The 14,611-nt window shown below is 53.8% G+C and carries 18 protein-coding genes; 12 read left to right on the plus strand and 6 right to left on the minus strand.

The genetic code is table 11. The features are described 5' to 3' along the window. Nucleotides 1–125: 125 nt before the first annotated feature. The 5 genes from lptB to FFI61_RS02185 are packed head-to-tail and all read right to left on the minus strand — an operon-like array spanning nt 126 to nt 3,588. Entirely contained in the window at nt 126–851 is a 726-nt protein-coding gene (gene lptB / locus FFI61_RS02165; RefSeq protein WP_200369098.1) for an LPS export ABC transporter ATP-binding protein, read from the minus strand. A 27-nt stretch (nt 852–878) separates the two neighbouring features. Beyond that, a complete protein-coding gene (lptA, locus tag FFI61_RS02170) occupies nt 879–1,415 on the minus strand; it encodes a lipopolysaccharide transport periplasmic protein LptA (RefSeq protein WP_200202513.1) in 537 nt (178 codons plus the stop codon). Beyond that, nucleotides 1,399–2,019 carry an LPS export ABC transporter periplasmic protein LptC gene (gene lptC, locus FFI61_RS02175; protein WP_200202512.1) on the minus strand — a complete coding sequence of 207 codons (621 nt, stop codon included), beginning with the start codon at nt 2,017–2,019 and terminating at the stop codon, nt 1,399–1,401. The genes lptA and lptC overlap by 17 nt, the downstream gene beginning before the upstream one ends. 2 nt (nt 2,020–2,021) lie before the next feature. After that, entirely contained in the window at nt 2,022–2,585 is a 564-nt protein-coding gene (locus FFI61_RS02180) for a KdsC family phosphatase (RefSeq protein ID WP_200369099.1), read from the minus strand. Nucleotides 2,586–2,607: 22 nt separating this feature from the next. Beyond that, nucleotides 2,608–3,588, minus strand: a complete 981-nt coding sequence (locus FFI61_RS02185) for a KpsF/GutQ family sugar-phosphate isomerase (protein WP_200369100.1) — start codon at nt 3,586–3,588, stop codon at nt 2,608–2,610. 312 nt (nt 3,589–3,900) lie between these two features. Here FFI61_RS02185 and FFI61_RS02190 point away from each other — a divergent pair, with 312 nt between their 5' ends. The 11 genes from FFI61_RS02190 (at nt 3,901) to FFI61_RS02240 (ending at nt 12,686) form a co-directional block, all read left to right on the plus strand. Next, nucleotides 3,901–4,713 (plus strand): ABC transporter ATP-binding protein, encoded by an 813-nt coding sequence (locus FFI61_RS02190; protein ID WP_200202509.1) that lies wholly within the window; start codon nt 3,901–3,903, stop codon nt 4,711–4,713. Then, complete coding sequence (gene mlaE / locus FFI61_RS02195) at nt 4,710–5,492, plus strand: lipid asymmetry maintenance ABC transporter permease subunit MlaE (protein ID WP_200369101.1); 783 nt, start codon at nt 4,710–4,712, stop codon at nt 5,490–5,492. Before FFI61_RS02190 ends, mlaE begins: the two co-directional genes overlap by 4 nt. A gap of 34 nt (nt 5,493–5,526) precedes the next feature. Next, entirely contained in the window at nt 5,527–5,976 is a 450-nt protein-coding gene (mlaD, locus tag FFI61_RS02200; protein ID WP_200202507.1) for an outer membrane lipid asymmetry maintenance protein MlaD, read from the plus strand. Nucleotides 5,977–6,007: 31 nt separating this feature from the next. Then, nucleotides 6,008–6,664, plus strand: a complete 657-nt coding sequence (locus FFI61_RS02205) for a phospholipid-binding protein MlaC (protein WP_200369102.1) — start codon at nt 6,008–6,010, stop codon at nt 6,662–6,664. Next, the gene (locus FFI61_RS02210) at nt 6,661–6,969 is read left to right on the plus strand and encodes a lipid asymmetry maintenance protein MlaB (protein WP_200369103.1); all 309 of its coding nucleotides are present in this window, start codon (nt 6,661–6,663) and stop codon (nt 6,967–6,969) included. The genes FFI61_RS02205 and FFI61_RS02210 overlap by 4 nt, the downstream gene beginning before the upstream one ends. Before the next feature lie 25 nt (nt 6,970–6,994). Further along, nucleotides 6,995–7,237: a BolA family protein gene (locus FFI61_RS02215; RefSeq protein ID WP_200202504.1), complete on the plus strand. Its 243-nt coding sequence runs from the start codon at nt 6,995–6,997 to the stop codon at nt 7,235–7,237. Between the two features lie 28 nt (nt 7,238–7,265). After that, entirely contained in the window at nt 7,266–8,528 is a 1,263-nt protein-coding gene (gene murA, locus FFI61_RS02220; protein WP_200369104.1) for a UDP-N-acetylglucosamine 1-carboxyvinyltransferase, read from the plus strand. Between the two features lie 29 nt (nt 8,529–8,557). After that, entirely contained in the window at nt 8,558–9,196 is a 639-nt protein-coding gene (hisG, locus tag FFI61_RS02225) for an ATP phosphoribosyltransferase (RefSeq protein WP_200202502.1), read from the plus strand. Nucleotides 9,197–9,225: 29 nt separating this feature from the next. Beyond that, nucleotides 9,226–10,533, plus strand: coding sequence for a histidinol dehydrogenase (gene hisD, locus FFI61_RS02230; RefSeq protein WP_200369105.1), 1,308 nt, complete (start codon nt 9,226–9,228; stop codon nt 10,531–10,533). A 187-nt stretch (nt 10,534–10,720) separates the two neighbouring features. After that, nucleotides 10,721–11,773 (plus strand): histidinol-phosphate transaminase, encoded by a 1,053-nt coding sequence (hisC, locus tag FFI61_RS02235; RefSeq protein WP_200369106.1) that lies wholly within the window; start codon nt 10,721–10,723, stop codon nt 11,771–11,773. 169 nt (nt 11,774–11,942) lie between these two features. Next, the gene (locus tag FFI61_RS02240) at nt 11,943–12,686 is read left to right on the plus strand and encodes a Nif3-like dinuclear metal center hexameric protein (protein ID WP_200369107.1); all 744 of its coding nucleotides are present in this window, start codon (nt 11,943–11,945) and stop codon (nt 12,684–12,686) included. 36 nt (nt 12,687–12,722) lie between these two features. Here FFI61_RS02240 and FFI61_RS02245 read toward each other — a convergent pair whose 3' ends face one another. After that, nucleotides 12,723–13,151: a YhcB family protein gene (locus FFI61_RS02245; RefSeq protein WP_200202498.1), complete on the minus strand. Its 429-nt coding sequence runs from the start codon at nt 13,149–13,151 to the stop codon at nt 12,723–12,725. 194 nt (nt 13,152–13,345) lie between these two features. Between FFI61_RS02245 and zapE the strand changes: the two genes are divergently transcribed. After that, a complete protein-coding gene (gene zapE / locus FFI61_RS02250) occupies nt 13,346–14,479 on the plus strand; it encodes a cell division protein ZapE (protein WP_200369108.1) in 1,134 nt (377 codons plus the stop codon). Nucleotides 14,480–14,611 lie beyond the last annotated feature (132 nt).

Below are 14,611 nucleotides of genomic sequence, written 5' to 3' on the forward strand. Positions count from 1 at the left end.
AAAATTCTTTATGTGTCGGCCACTTGCCGCCATTAAAAGTTATCCTAGCAAGTTCTCTGCCGAGTTTACTTGCTCCGGGTCAGCAAAACAATCGAGCGGGCATGCCGTCATACCGAAAACATGGCTTAGAGTCGGAATTCGTTGCCAAGATAAACCTCTTTTACTTGCTGGTTGGCCAGGATGGTTTCGGCATTTCCAGAAGCAATAATGTGCCCGCCAGATACGATGTAAGCGTTCTCGCAGATATCCAGAGTTTCCCGCACGTTGTGGTCGGTGATCAGCACACCAATGCCCTTGTCCCGGAGATGGCGGATAATCTGTTTGATATCGCTGACAGAAATGGGGTCTACCCCGGCAAAGGGCTCGTCCAGAAGAATGAAGGCGGGCTCCATGGCCAGGGCGCGGGCAATCTCCACCCGGCGCCTTTCCCCTCCAGAAAGAGCCATGCCCACACTGTCACGGATGTGGGTGATATGGAATTCTTCCAGCAATTGCTCAACTTTTTCCAGACGCTCGGCTCGGCTCAGGTTCTTGCGGGTTTCCAGAATTGCCATGATGTTGTCGCGCACTGATAGTTTGCGGAACACGGAAGCCTCCTGAGGCAGGTAACCAATGCCTTTGCGCGCCCGACCATGCATGGGTAGGGGGGTGATGTCCTGGCTATCGATGGTGATACGGCCATTATCTGCGTTCACCAGCCCGACTATCATGTAAAAACAGGTGGTTTTGCCAGCTCCGTTTGGCCCCAGAAGGCCAACGATTTCACCGCTGCGAATTTCAAGCGACACATCGATGACGACTTTCTTTTGCTTATAGCTTTTTGCCAGGTTACTCGCTCTGAGGACTGCCATCGGATTCCTGTTTACTGTAATCAGCTGTTATTGGGTGGAGTCTGTGCTGTTGCCTCGGGGCTGGATAACCATCTCTACCCGTCCGGGGCCGGCTCCGGTATCCTCGCCGCCTTCCGCCGTAACCACTCGTTGTTCAGTGTCGTAATGAATGATATCGCCGCGAAATACGTTGCCATTCTGCTCAATCACCGCTTCACGTTCAAAGGTGAGCTGTTTGTCAGTGGCAGACCAGGTAATGTTTTTTGCTTTGGCATCGGTTTCGCCCTCACCGCTGGTAACGGGCTGCTGATAGCGGGCAGGAGAGCCGCTGGCCTCGATGCGGTTAAGGCCGTCGGCGCTGCGATAGAGAACCACACGTTCAGCGGACAAGCGGGTTTTACCCTGGGCCAGTTCAACCGCACCTGTGTAGATGGCAATGCCTTTGCCATCGTCCAGGCGAGCGCTGTCGGCGCTCACGGTAATGGGCTGGTCGGAGTCAAGGTCAAAGGCTGTCGCTGAATTCATAAGGCCTGCCGCGAGAACGGTGGCAAGAAGCCTGCGCACAGAATTATTTAACGGTTTCATAGCGTCCTTCCACCTGGGAATTCAGTTCCAGAATGCGTTCGTTGATCCACGCTTTCATGCCCTTTGCCCGAGTTGTGCCAAGGGTGTCGGTGATTGTTACCGGGTCATCGGTATAAACCATGCCCTGCTTGTTATCCAGCGTAAGGCTTTCGGTGTTCAGTGTTGCCTCCCGGTCGCCAATTGTTCGCACCACCCGAACGTTTCCCGCAAGGTTGAGCAGGTCATCGTTCTGGCGCAGGGTGCCATTCTCGGCATTCAAAATCCACGGGCCTTCTCCGGTAGCGCCAAACAGTTCAGCGCTGGGCGACTCCATTGCAGCCAGGTTGCCTTCTTCGAATTGCTCTATCCGCGGGCTTGTAAATACAATTTTGCGCTGGCCGCTCTCATCGTAAGAAGTGTAGTTGCCGTTAATCACGAATCCGTCAGGCTCTGTTTCGCCACGGAGCTGCCTGGCATCACTGTAGCTGCTGAGCGGGGGCTCATCGCTTTGCCACAGCAGAAATGCGGTTGCTACTATGGTTATGGCGAGCCCGAGCATGCGCAGCCGAGGCCTGTTTGCCAAGGCCAGTCTTGAGAGCAAGCTGCTTTTTGCGCTCTCTTCCATTTTTATGACTCCAGGTAAGGCGTCAGTGTAGCGTTCAGGTGCCCCCCGGCTGTCAGCAGGAGGTCACACAATTCCCGCACAGCGCCACTGCCTCCTGTCGCGTGTGTGCAGTAATCCGCGTGCTCCTTAACCAGCCAGTACCCATTGGGCACCGTAACGCCGAGGCCTGCGTAGCGAATGGCGGGCAAATCTGGTAAGTCGTCGCCCATATAGGCAATGTTTTCCGGCGCGATGCCCAGAGTGCTGACCAGCTCCTGCAGCGCGATTTTCTTGTCTTCCCGGCCCTGCATCAGGTACGTGATTTTCAGGTCGTTCATGCGCTTTTCGGTCAGTGGCGAACTGCGACCGGTAATGACGGCTACGGTGATTCCCGCGGCCATCAGTTGCTTCAGCCCCAGCCCATCGAGAATATTGAACCCTTTGAGTTCATCACCGTTTGCGCTGAAGTAGATTTTGCCATCACTCATGATGCCATCAACATCCAGGGCAACGAGCTTGATGCCTGCAGCTTTCCTCAGCAGGGATTCCGGCCAGAGTTTTTGCAGTGGGCTTTTCAGTTCGTCCATCATGATGCCTTTAATTTGTTCTTTAGATCACGCCAGCGCGAAGAAGGTCATGCATATTGATTGCACCAACCAGGGCGCCGTCTGCATCGGTTACCGGCAGGGCACTGATTTTAAGGCCTTCCATCACGTTAAGCGCTTCTGCCGCCAGTTGGTCTGGCTGGATGGTTCTGCCGTTGCGTGTCATCACGTCTCGAATAGGGGTGACGTGTACATCTATAGATTTATCCAAAGTGCGGCGCAGGTCCCCATCGGTGAAAATGCCCGTCATGGTGCCATTGGGATTCACCACTGTGGTCATGCCAAGTCCCTTACGGGAAATTTCAAGCAAGGCTCCGCTCAATGTCGTGTCTTCATCGACGATGGGTATACGATCGCCGGTGTGCATTATGTCAGACACCCTGAGCAGCAGCTTGCGGCCAAGGCTGCCGCCGGGGTGGGAGAATGCAAAATCTTCTGCGCTGAAGCCCCGCGCCTCCAGCAAGGCAACGGCTAGTGCATCGCCCATGACCAGTGTTGCGGTTGTGCTGGAAGTGGGTGCCAAACCGAGTGGGCAAGCTTCTGTCTCAACGCTGACATCCAGATTTGCGACGGCTTCTTTTGCGAGGGTAGATGCGGGGTTTCCCGTCATGCTGATCAGGGGGGCGCCCATGCGTTTGATCAAAGGCAAAATGGTAACCACTTCGCTGGTATTGCCGCTGTTTGAAATGGCAATAACCACGTCCTGGCTGGTAATCATGCCCATATCGCCGTGGCTGGCTTCGCCCGGGTGAACAAAAAACGAGGGTGTTCCGGTGCTTGCCAGGGTGGCTGCGATCTTGTGGCCTATGTGGCCCGATTTGCCCATGCCGGTTACGACTACCCGGCCTTTGCAGGCCATGATGACTTCGCAGGCACGTATAAAGTGATCATCAATGCGGTGTTCAAGAGCGCTGATGGCATCTCTTTCTATTCGGATAGCCTGAAGTGCGGGAGTACGGAAATCGTATGTTCTCTTTTCAGTCATCGGGCTAAAAACCTGCTTTTTCGTTGGCATTGTTCGTATGAAAAGACTTGGTGCTATCTATGTGAAAATAGAAGGGTGCGATCAGATTAGCGGAGTATAACATTTCCCGCGAGCTGATCAGTCTGGTTACCGTAAGTTAAACCGACTGGTCAGTAAAACTGATCATTGCTATCAATTCATTTTGGGAACCATTGATTGAGCTTGAGGGCTCCTTGACATAATGTAGCCGCTCCCTGAAGGCATAACGGTCAGGCGTTGAGAGCTTAGGCTGCGGGGTGAAGGCTAAAAGCTATGGGCTGAAAGGTAAGGAATATGGGGTTGGACTCGTACATTACATTGAAGGACGTTGTGTTTTCGCGTTCTGATCGCCGCATTTTTAATGGTGTGTCCGTGGAGATTCCCCGGGGGAAAATCACCGCTGTTATGGGGCCTAGTGGCAGTGGTAAAACCACATTGCTTCGCTTGGTTGGTGGCCAGCTCCGGCCGGATTCAGGCAGCATTATTGTAGATGGCCAACCGATCGGTGAGCTTCGCCGGAAGGAGCTTTACAAGTTCCGGGAAAAAATGGGCATGCTGTTCCAGAGTGGTGCGCTGTTTACTGATTTGAGTGTCTACGAGAACGTGGCGTTCCCTATGCGAGTGCACACCAAACTGCCGGAAGACATGATTAACGACATAGTGTTGATGAAACTGGAGGCAGTTGGCCTGCGCGGCGCCCGCAAGCTCATGCCCTCTGAGCTTTCCGGCGGTATGAATAGGCGCGTGGCTCTTGCTCGCAGTATTGCTCTGGACCCGGAGCTTATCATGTATGACGAGCCCTTCGCCGGGCAAGACCCTATCGGCATGGGCGTTCTGGTGAAACTGATTCGTGATCTGAACAGCTCCATGGGGCTCACCAGTGTCCTTGTGTCCCATGATGTTCAGGAGTCCCTGAGCATTTGTCATTACGCATGCATTATTGCAGACGGTAAAGTGATTGGGGCTGGCACGCCCTCCGAATTGCAGGATCACCCGTCTGAGCAGGTACAACAGTTTTTGAATGGGCATCCGGATGGCCCTGTGCCATTCCATTACCCATCTTCAGCGGCAACTGAAGATTTCGGGCTTGCAGGAGGTGTCTCTTGATCGACAGAATTGCTTCCTTCGGGCGCAGTGGGACAGACCTTGTTGTTTCCATAGGTCGCGCTGGTCGTTTTCTGGCGGGGGTGCTGTCAGGCGTTCCGCGCCCGATAACCGGCTTTCCTCTATTGATGAAGCAGCTGTACTCTGTTGGTGTGCTGTCGCTTGCGATCATAGTGGTTTCTGGTTTGTTTATCGGTATGGTGCTGGGCCTGCAGGGTTATACCATACTCAGTGATTTTGGCTCCGAAGCCGCCATCGGCCAGATGATTGCGCTTACCTTGGTACGTGAACTCGGGCCTGTAGTAACTGCGTTGCTGTTTGCCGGGCGTGCCGGTTCGGCGCTGACCGCTGAAATTGGCCTGATGAAGGCAACAGAGCAGCTTTCCAGCATGGAAATGATGGGCGTAGACCCCTTGCGACGGGTAATTGCCCCCCGGCTCTGGGCTGGTTTTATCGCTATGCCGGTACTGGCTATCATCTTTTCCATGGTGGGTATCTGGGGTGGAATGCTGGTAGGCGTTGAGTGGCTTGGTGTTTTTGAAGGCTCCTACTGGGGCAACATGCAGGCGTCTGTCGATTTCTGGGACGACGTAGTGAATGGCATCATCAAAAGCGTTGTTTTCGGTTTTGTATGCGCCTGGATTGCGGTTTACCAAGGTTATGATTGTGTGCCCACATCTGCAGGAATCAGCTCAGCTACCACCAAAACCGTGGTCTACTCTTCGCTGGCTGTTCTGGGGCTGGATTTTGTGCTGACTGCCGTAATGTTCGGCAACTTCTGATCAACGATTGACGAGATAACACCGGGAGCCGGTAATGACACAAAGAACAACGGACATCACAGTTGGCCTGTTTATGCTGGCTGGATTGGCAGCGCTGCTGTTTCTGGCACTTCAGGTAAGTGGGCTGTCCCCCAAATCTGCCAAAAGCACCTACACCATATACGCGGATTTTAACGACACCGGCGGTATTACGCCCCGCGGTAGGGTTTCCATGGCGGGTGTAACCGTTGGAAGCATTGATTCGATCACCCTGAACAAGGAAACCTTCCAGGCGCGGGTGGCCATGTCCATCCATGGCGACGTGAACAATATCCCGGCCGATAGCGCAGCAGTAATACGCACATCCGGACTGCTGGGTGAGCAGTATATTGATATATCTATCGGTGGTGATATGGAGTCACTTCAGCCGGGTGATACCTTCTATTCCACCCAGTCGGCCATGAATATTGAACGGCTGATCAGCAATTTTGCATCTGGCAAATAATCCAGATGAGAGACAGAGCAGGAGAAGCCCGATGATTGCGTTAACACAGCGATTTTTTCTCGCCTTTACACTGATGGCGCTTTGTGTGGCATCGGTTCAGGCGGGCCCGGAAGACGACTTGCAGCAATATGTCGATGAAAACACGCAGAAGTTAGTGAGAAAGCTGACCTCTGAGCGGGGTCTCTATGAGCGTGATCCTGAAGCTTTTTATCAGAATATGGACGATGCGCTGGAAGACTTCGTGGACTTCCGTCGGATCGCAGCCCGGGTAATGGGGCGTTATGCGCGACAGGCAACGCCTGAGCAGCGGAACGAGTTTGTGGTCAAATTCAAGCGCAGCCTGTTTGATAGCTACGCGCAGGCGCTGATGAGCGCTGACAACTTCGAGATCAAGGTGCGGGGCGCTACGATTAACCCCGGGGACGACAACCGGGCGTCTGTGGCCATGGAAGTGATTACCGCTTCAGGCAACCGCCATTCAGTTACCTATTCCATGTACCGCAAGGACGAAGGCAGCAACTGGATGATGGAAAACGTGATCGTTGAAGGAGTTAATATCGGCCTTTCCTTCCGTGACCGCTTTACCCAGGAAATGGAAGCCAATCGCGGACAGGTCGAGATTGTTATTGATGGTTGGAGCGATGCGGTGAAATCCCTCAACCTGGAAGATGAAGTGAATAAATCATGAGCCCGGAAACACCGGCAGTTCGGCTGGAGGCAGGCGCGCTGTTTGTCTCCGGCGCGATTGATGCCCACAATGTTGCCGCCCTTCGGGCTGAAGGCGAGGGATTGATTGTTGGCGTCAGAGATAGCGTGGTGGTGGACCTTTCGGGCTTATCCACTACTCACAGCGTTATTCTCTCCATGCTACTTTGCTGGAGCAGGCTGGCAGAAAAACAGGGGGTTTCTTTGACGTATACCGGAGCTCCCGACCGCCTCGTGTCTCTTGCCGCTTTGAGCAGCCTCGCAGATTGGTTACAATCGCGCCCCTGATTTCATAAATACCTGAGGAATTACTATGGACGCCACCGAAGTCACCAAGTTGGTCGAAGAAGCACTGCCCGGTTGTGAGGTGCAGGTACAGATCGACGGTAACCATTATATGGTGGTCGTTATAGGTGACGTTTTTGAAGGCCTGTCGAGCATCAAGCGGCAGCAGCTGATCAATAAAGCGCTATTCCAACAAATTATGGATGGCACTATTCACGCTCTTCACCCGAAACCCTTTACCCCGGCTGAATGGGCTGCGCGCAAAGGCTGAGCCTCTCGCACACAACAGGATTACTATTGTGGACAAACTTCTAATCCGGGGCCGTAAGCCTCTGGACGGCGAGATCCGGATCTCCGGCGCCAAAAACGCTGCGCTTCCTATTCTTGCCGCAACCCTGCTGGCAGATGAGCCGGTTACCGTTGGTAACCTGCCGCATCTGCATGACGTGACTACCATGATCGAGCTGCTAGGCCGCATGGGTGTGGATTTGATGATTGATGAGAAGATGAGCGTGGAGATTCACGCCAATACCATCAAGCATTTTCATGCGCCTTATGAGCTTGTTAAAACCATGCGCGCCTCCATTTTGGTGCTGGGGCCATTGGTCGCGCACTTTGGTGAAGCGGAAGTGTCTCTGCCAGGCGGCTGTGCCATTGGTAGCCGCCCGGTAAACCTGCATATTCAGGGCCTCGAACAAATGGGCGCGGATATAAAGGTTGAGAATGGCTACATTCGTGCGAAAACGAATGGTCGTCTAAAAGGCGCACACATCTTCATGGACGTGGTGACGGTAACCGGCACCGAAAACCTGTTGATGGCCGCAACCCTCGCAGATGGCAAAACCATCCTCGAAAATGCGGCTCGCGAACCGGAAGTGGTTGACCTGGCGGAGTGTCTTATTGCCATGGGTGCGAAAATCACCGGGCACGGCACTTCAACCATTGAAATTGAAGGCGTTGAGCGCCTGCATGGTTGCCACTACAACGTACTGCCAGACCGTATCGAAACCGGAACCTATCTGGTAGCAGCGGCAGCCACCGGCGGCCGGGTGAAGCTGAAAGATACTCGTGCAGATTTGTTGGACGCAGTACTGCTCAAGCTGGAAGAAGCTGGCGCCTACATCACCTCCGGCCCCGATTGGATCGAGCTGGACATGAAAGGCAAGCGCCCGAAGGCGGTTAATATTCGCACAGCGCCTTACCCGGCTTTTCCGACCGATATGCAGGCTCAGTTTGCCGCTATGAACGCAGTGTCAGAAGGCACGGGTACCATCATCGAGACGGTGTTCGAGAATCGCTTCATGCACCTGCAGGAACTGACCCGCATGGGTGCTGACATCACGCTGGAAGGCAATGCCGCGATTATAAAAGGCGTTGATCACCTGACGGGTGCTCCGGTTATGGCAACGGACTTGCGAGCCTCTGCCAGCCTTGTTATCGCAGGCTTGATGGCAGAGGGAGATACGATTATTGATCGTATCTACCATATTGATCGCGGGTACGAGTGCATTGAAGAGAAGCTGCAACTGCTCGGCGCCAGCATCCGCCGCTTGCCAGCGTGACAGACATAAACGGGAAACCGGAAGGACGCATGACAGATTCCATCACCATCGCCCTGTCGAAGGGGCGAATCCTGGAAGAAACCCTGCCACTGCTGGCAGAAGCCGGGATTGAGCTGATTGACGATATCAAGAAATCCCGGAAACTGGTGTTCCCCACCACAGATCCGGATGTGCGTGTGCTCATTCTCCGCGCCACCGATGTGCCTACCTATGTGCAGTACGGTGGTGCTGATTTGGGTGTGACAGGGAAAGATGTGCTGATGGAGCATGGCGGCGGAGGGCTCTACGAGCCTCTGGATTTGAATATTGCCCGTTGCCGGCTGATGACCGCAGGGCCCAAAGGCGAAAAGCCGCCGGTAGGGCGTATCCGTGTAGCGACCAAGTTCGTCAACATGGCCCGTCGGTATTACGCTACGCAAGGTCGACAAGCCGATATCATCAAGCTTTACGGTGCGATGGAGTTGGCGCCGATTCTCGGGCTGGCAGATGAGATCGTCGATATTGTGGACACGGGTAATACCTTGAAGGCCAATGGTCTGGAAGCCCGCGAACTGATTGATCACATCAGCACAAGGCTCGTGGTTAACCGAGCTTCCATGAAAATGAAGCACCAGCAAATTAACCCCATTATTGAAAAGATGGCCGCCGCCGTCGAAAAACGCAGATAAAGTTCATAATCCAAAGCAGGATTTGAGAAATGACCGTTAACATCAAACGATTGAACGCTTCCCAGTCAGACTTTGACAGTCAGTTGGCCACGCTTTTGGCATGGGACGACAGTGTTGATCATCAGGTGAACGAGTCGGTACGTCACATCCTGCATGAGGTTAAAACCCGTGGTGACAAGGCTGTTCTTGAGTTTACGGAGAAGTTTGATCGGCTGAATGTTGCTAGCGTTGCAGAGCTGGAAATGAGTCAGGCTCGTTTACGGCAAGCCTTGAAAACAATTCCAGAAGATCAACGCGTGGCATTGCAGCAAGCAGCTGATCGTGTTCGGGATTACCACGAGCGTCAGGATCAGAAGTCCTGGCAGTATCAGGACGAAGACGGCACGGTGCTGGGCCAGAAGGTTACGCCATTGGATCGCGCCGGGTTATATGTGCCTGGTGGCAAGGCTGCCTATCCGTCTTCCGTGCTGATGAACGCCATTCCCGCGAAAGTAGCGGGCGTAGCAGAAGTTATCATGGTAGTGCCTACCCCGGATGGCGTGGTGAATGATCTGGTGCTGGCTGCTGCGGCGATAGCAGGCGTTGACCGTGTATTTACGGTGGGTGGCGCTCAAGCCGTTGGCGCGCTGGCCTACGGCACGGAAACCATCCCGGCGGTCGACAAAATCGTTGGCCCCGGCAACATATACGTAGCCACGGCTAAACGCGAAGTCTTCGGCACCGTCGGCATCGACATGATCGCGGGCCCCTCGGAAATCCTCGTGATTTGCGACGGCAAAACCGATCCCGACTGGATCGCCATGGATTTGTTCTCCCAGGCCGAACACGACGAACAAGCCCAGTCCATACTGATCAGCCCGGACGCAGACTTCCTCAACGCTGTAGAAACCAGCATCAACAAGCTGCTCCCCACTATGGAGCGCGCCGACATCATCCGCACCTCCATGACTGACCGCGCAGCGCTGATTCACGTTGCAGACCTGAGCGAAGCCGCAAAAGTCTCCAACCGCATAGCGCCTGAACACCTGGAGCTATCCGTAGAAAACCCGGAAGCCCTGCTGGAAGAAATCCGCCACGCCGGCGCTATCTTCATGGGCCGATACACCGCCGAAGCTCTGGGCGATTACTGCGCTGGGCCGAACCACGTATTACCGACAAGTGGCACCGCCAGGTTCTCCTCGCCGCTGGGTGTTTACGACTTCCAGAAGCGTTCATCCATCATCGGTTTCAGCGCCAAGGGCGCCGACCGGATGGGGCGAGTCGCGTCGGTGTTGGCTAGAGGCGAGGGGCTTACTGCCCATGCACGCTCAGCTGAGTATCGGATTAAGAACGATTAGTTTTGGTCAGTTTCAAAATGACCCGAAATGCATGAATATATCACCTTAATCTGCAGGCAGTTGGGACAGTATTTGCTCCGGGAATGTCGGAGGCCATGGACGGCCGGAGACAAGCGCACATGGATGTGCTCGTAGCGGTTCCCGGAGCAAATGCTGTCCCAGCTGCCGTCTCCATTGGAGCAAAAAAATGAGTAAATTCTGGAGCCCCCTGGTCAAGAGCCTGGTTCCTTATGTACCAGGCGAACAACCCAAAATGGCCAACCTGGTAAAACTGAATACCAACGAAAACCCATTTGGCCCATCGCCAAAGGTAATTGAGGCCATCCAATCTGAACTCAATGACAGCCTGCGCCTATACCCGGATCCCGAAGGCGAAAGCCTGCGCCAGACCATCGCCGGCTATCACAACGTAAAGCCCGAGCAAGTCTTTTTAGGCAATGGCTCCGATGAAGTCCTGGCCCACATATTCTACGCACTGTTCCAGCACGGCCAGCCCGTGCTCTTCCCGGATGTAACTTACAGCTTCTACCCCGTGTACTGTGGCCTTTACAACATCGAAGGCAAAACAGTACCCCTGACAGACAGCTTTGAAATCAACCCGGAAGACTACAAACAGCCTAACGGTGGAATCATCTTCCCCAACCCCAACGCGCCTACTGGCCGTTACCTTGGGTTGGAGCATGTGGAGGCCATCCTTCAGGCTAACTCCGAACGTGTTGTTGTAGTTGATGAAGCCTATGTGGACTTTGGCGGCGAATCTGCCATCAAATTTGTGAATCAGTATCCCAACCTGCTGGTTTGTCAAACCCTCTCCAAAGCCCGCTCTTTGGCTGGTTTGCGGGTAGGCTTTGCCATCGGCCATCCGGACTTGATTGACGCACTTAATCGCGTTAAAGACAGCTTTAACAGCTACCCACTAGACAGGCTGGCACAGGCGGGAGCACAAGCTGCTTATGAAGATCATGAGTGGTTCCAGAAGTCCTGCGAGGGTGTTATCTCTGAGCGGGAGCGCGTAACCAAGAGTTTGGAAAGCCTGGATTTTGAAGTTTTGCCCTCCAAGGCCAACTTCGTTTTTGCCCGCCACAAAGAAAGATCCGGCGGAAGCTTGGCAAAAGAATTGAGAGAGAAGGGAATAATCGTTCGTCATTTCAACAAGCCTAGAATCAGCGAGTTTTTGCGAATTACCATTGGTACTCCCGAGCAAAATGATGCGCTAATTGCCGGCCTTAAATCTCTGTAAATGACTGAAGTCTGATCAAGGCTGGCAGAGTGAGGGGGAGTTCCGGGAATGTCGTAGGCCAAGGACGGCCGGAGACAAGCGCACATGGATGTGCTCGTAGCGGTTCCCGGAACTCCCCCTCACTCTGCCAGCCGGAAACTCCAGTGCCTAAACCAAATGAGGATAAAGCATGGCAACCCGTGACAGCATTCTCGCCAAGCTCAACGAATGGCTGAAGCCAAACGAATTCCAGGACTACTGCCCCAACGGCCTGCAGGTCGAAGGCAAAAGTGAGATCAGCACCATCGTCACTGGCGTTACTGCCTCTCGCGATCTCATCGAAGCCGCCATAGCCGCAAACGCAGATATGTTGATTGTTCACCACGGCTACTTCTGGAAAGGTGAAGATCAAGCCATCCGGGGCATGAAGCGTGAACGCCTGAAGCGCCTTCTGGATAACGACATCAACCTGCTGGCCTACCACCTCCCATTGGACGACCATCCGGAATACGGCAACAACCGACAGTTAGCGGATATCCTCGGTATTGAAAACCCAAGGCCGTTAAACGGTCTGGTTTGGGAAGGTGAGCTCAATGAGCCAATGAGCCCGGAAAAATTCAGCCAGCACATCGCAAGAGCGCTACACCGGGAACCCCTGCGAGTCGGTAACGGCAAAGCAGAAATCAAACGGGTAGGGTGGTGTACAGGTGCTGCGCAAGAATTCATCAACATAGCAATTGATGCAGGCCTCGATGCCTACATCAGTGGTGAAATCTCCGAGCCGACTACGCACACGGCTCGGGAGTGTGGTATTCACTATTACGCCGCCGGCCACCATGCAACAGAGAGATATGGTGTCAAAGCACTGGGGGCGGCACTAGAAAAAGAATTCGGGATCAAGCACCGCTTCATTGATTGCGATAATCCGGTATAACAAAGCGGAGCAAACTATTAGCGGCAGCAGGCGAAATCAAGCCTCTGCCGACTTGCCACCCTTCTTGAGCCCGAAGTCTTCAGACAAGGTTCCGGATGTCTTTGGCGCGTAATCCCTGGGAGGCTCAGCACCATCTTCGCTGACTTCCTCGAGGCGCTTGCGAGAGGTTTCCTCCGCCAGTTCAGCCATCCACTCTTCATCGTTACACAGGCGGTTGGCTCCGCGGGCCATGTGCTGGTTTACATCACGGTAGGCATCGTTAAAGCGGCGTAGCAAGTGAGCTGACTCCATAAAATGCTCGTTCACCTGTGCCTGGTAGCGAGTGTACTCGTTACGCACTTCTTCGGCCTGCTGCTCAGCACGGCGCTGCCGAAGCGTGGAACCTTGCCCCGAGCGGCCAAAAATCGCTCCGATGACAATGCCAACAATCAATGCGGCAATCGCTGCCAGAATCAGGTTTGTCATATGATATCTCGTCCTGTTGCCTTAAAAATGAGCAAATCCATAGAGGGCAGTATAGCGCCCGCAGCTTCATCAGCCCATGCCTGAATACTGCGCCAATCGTCGTATTGCCCGGCGGGTCTTCCGCGTGGCGAAAAAAACGCAGATGCGCGATAATACGCCGCCCAAAATCAACGATCTGACCCCGGGATTTCCTGATGACAGCCTCTACGCCTTCTTTAGTCACCGCAAACCAGACACCATGGCAGCGTTACCAAGCGGATCTTGAGCGCCCGGAGTTTTTAAAGGACGCGGCGCAGGCGGATGCGGTTCAACGTCTTCAGTTACTCTACGATAAACTGGTGGAAGCGGAAAGCGAACGTGGCAAAGCGGTAACAAAATTGCGGCGCAAGTTGAAAAAAGGCCGGGAGGAGCCCGTTAAGGGGCTATATTTTTGGGGTGGCGTTGGCCGTGGTAAAACCTACCTGATGGACACCTTTTTTGAGTCGTTGCCATTCCAGCGTAAGATGCGAGTGCATTTTCACCGCTTTATGCAGCGAGTTCACCAAGAGCTGAAAAACTTCAAAGGCGAGAAAAATCCACTGGATCTGGTTGCAAAAAAGTTCGCCAATGAAACCCGCGTAATCTGTTTTGATGAGTTTTTTGTTTCTGATATCGGCGATGCAATGATCCTGGCGACGCTAATGGACGGCCTGTTCAAGCGGGGCGTTACTCTGGTGTGCACCTCCAACATAGTGCCCGATGGCCTCTACAAAGACGGCTTGCAGAGAGCCCGCTTTCTTCCTGCTATAGCGCTTGTGAATAAATATACTGATGTGGTGAACGTCGACGGCGGTGTGGATTATCGTTTGCGGACTCTGGAGCAGGCGGAGCTCTACCACTCACCCCTGGGTGAAGAGGCAGATGCCAGCTTGCGTAAGAGCTTTGATGCACTGGCGGTAGAGGCGGGCAAGCACAGTAAATCCATGGAGATCAACGGCCGTAAAATCCCCGCGCAGGCTCATGCTGACGATGTGGTCTGGTTTGATTTCAAAGATGTGTGCGACGGCCCGCGCAGCCAGAATGATTACATAGAAATGGCGCGTCAGTTTCACGCCATCATCGTGAGCAATGTACCTGTGCTTGGGGGTGACAAAGATGATCAGTCCCGGCGTTTTGTGAACATGATTGACGAGTTCTATGACCGCAACGTGAAAGTCATCATTTCTGCAGCTGCCCCCATTACCGAACTCTACTCCGGTGGCCGACTGAGCTTTGAGTTTGAGCGAACGGAATCCCGTCTTCTGGAAATGCAGTCACAGGAATATCTCGAAGCTCCGCATAAGCCCTAGACCAGCGAAAATCCATCAAAAGCAAAGTGGTTGCATCTACGAATGTTGTCTATAGTGAAGGCGTGCGAGTAAACCCGGCGCCGATCGGGGCGGTGAGCAGGTAGTAAGAGCAAAATCATACTTTTGACTGAT

It is taken from the genome of Marinobacter sp. DY40_1A1 (assembly GCF_016597815.1).
GTDB classification, from domain to species: Bacteria; Pseudomonadota; Gammaproteobacteria; order Pseudomonadales; family Oleiphilaceae; genus Marinobacter; species Marinobacter xiaoshiensis.

Coding starts and splice junctions, on each gene's coding strand:
- hisG (WP_200202502.1), top strand. CDS start 8,558: ATGACAGATTCCATCACCATCGCCCTGTCGAAGGGGCGAATCCTGGAA.
- hisD (WP_200369105.1), top strand. CDS start 9,226: ATGACCGTTAACATCAAACGATTGAACGCTTCCCAGTCAGACTTTGAC.
- FFI61_RS02180 (WP_200369099.1), bottom strand. CDS start 2,585: ATGGACGAACTGAAAAGCCCACTGCAAAAACTCTGGCCGGAATCCCTG.
- lptA (WP_200202513.1), bottom strand. CDS start 1,415: ATGAAACCGTTAAATAATTCTGTGCGCAGGCTTCTTGCCACCGTTCTC.
- FFI61_RS02190 (WP_200202509.1), top strand. CDS start 3,901: ATGGGGTTGGACTCGTACATTACATTGAAGGACGTTGTGTTTTCGCGT.
- lptC (WP_200202512.1), bottom strand. CDS start 2,019: ATGGAAGAGAGCGCAAAAAGCAGCTTGCTCTCAAGACTGGCCTTGGCA.
- FFI61_RS02185 (WP_200369100.1), bottom strand. CDS start 3,588: ATGACTGAAAAGAGAACATACGATTTCCGTACTCCCGCACTTCAGGCT.
- FFI61_RS02215 (WP_200202504.1), top strand. CDS start 6,995: ATGGACGCCACCGAAGTCACCAAGTTGGTCGAAGAAGCACTGCCCGGT.
- FFI61_RS02245 (WP_200202498.1), bottom strand. CDS start 13,151: ATGACAAACCTGATTCTGGCAGCGATTGCCGCATTGATTGTTGGCATT.
- FFI61_RS02240 (WP_200369107.1), top strand. CDS start 11,943: ATGGCAACCCGTGACAGCATTCTCGCCAAGCTCAACGAATGGCTGAAG.
- mlaD (WP_200202507.1), top strand. CDS start 5,527: ATGACACAAAGAACAACGGACATCACAGTTGGCCTGTTTATGCTGGCT.
- lptB (WP_200369098.1), bottom strand. CDS start 851: ATGGCAGTCCTCAGAGCGAGTAACCTGGCAAAAAGCTATAAGCAAAAG.
- hisC (WP_200369106.1), top strand. CDS start 10,721: ATGAGTAAATTCTGGAGCCCCCTGGTCAAGAGCCTGGTTCCTTATGTA.
- FFI61_RS02205 (WP_200369102.1), top strand. CDS start 6,008: ATGATTGCGTTAACACAGCGATTTTTTCTCGCCTTTACACTGATGGCG.
- zapE (WP_200369108.1), top strand. CDS start 13,346: ATGACAGCCTCTACGCCTTCTTTAGTCACCGCAAACCAGACACCATGG.
- FFI61_RS02210 (WP_200369103.1), top strand. CDS start 6,661: ATGAGCCCGGAAACACCGGCAGTTCGGCTGGAGGCAGGCGCGCTGTTT.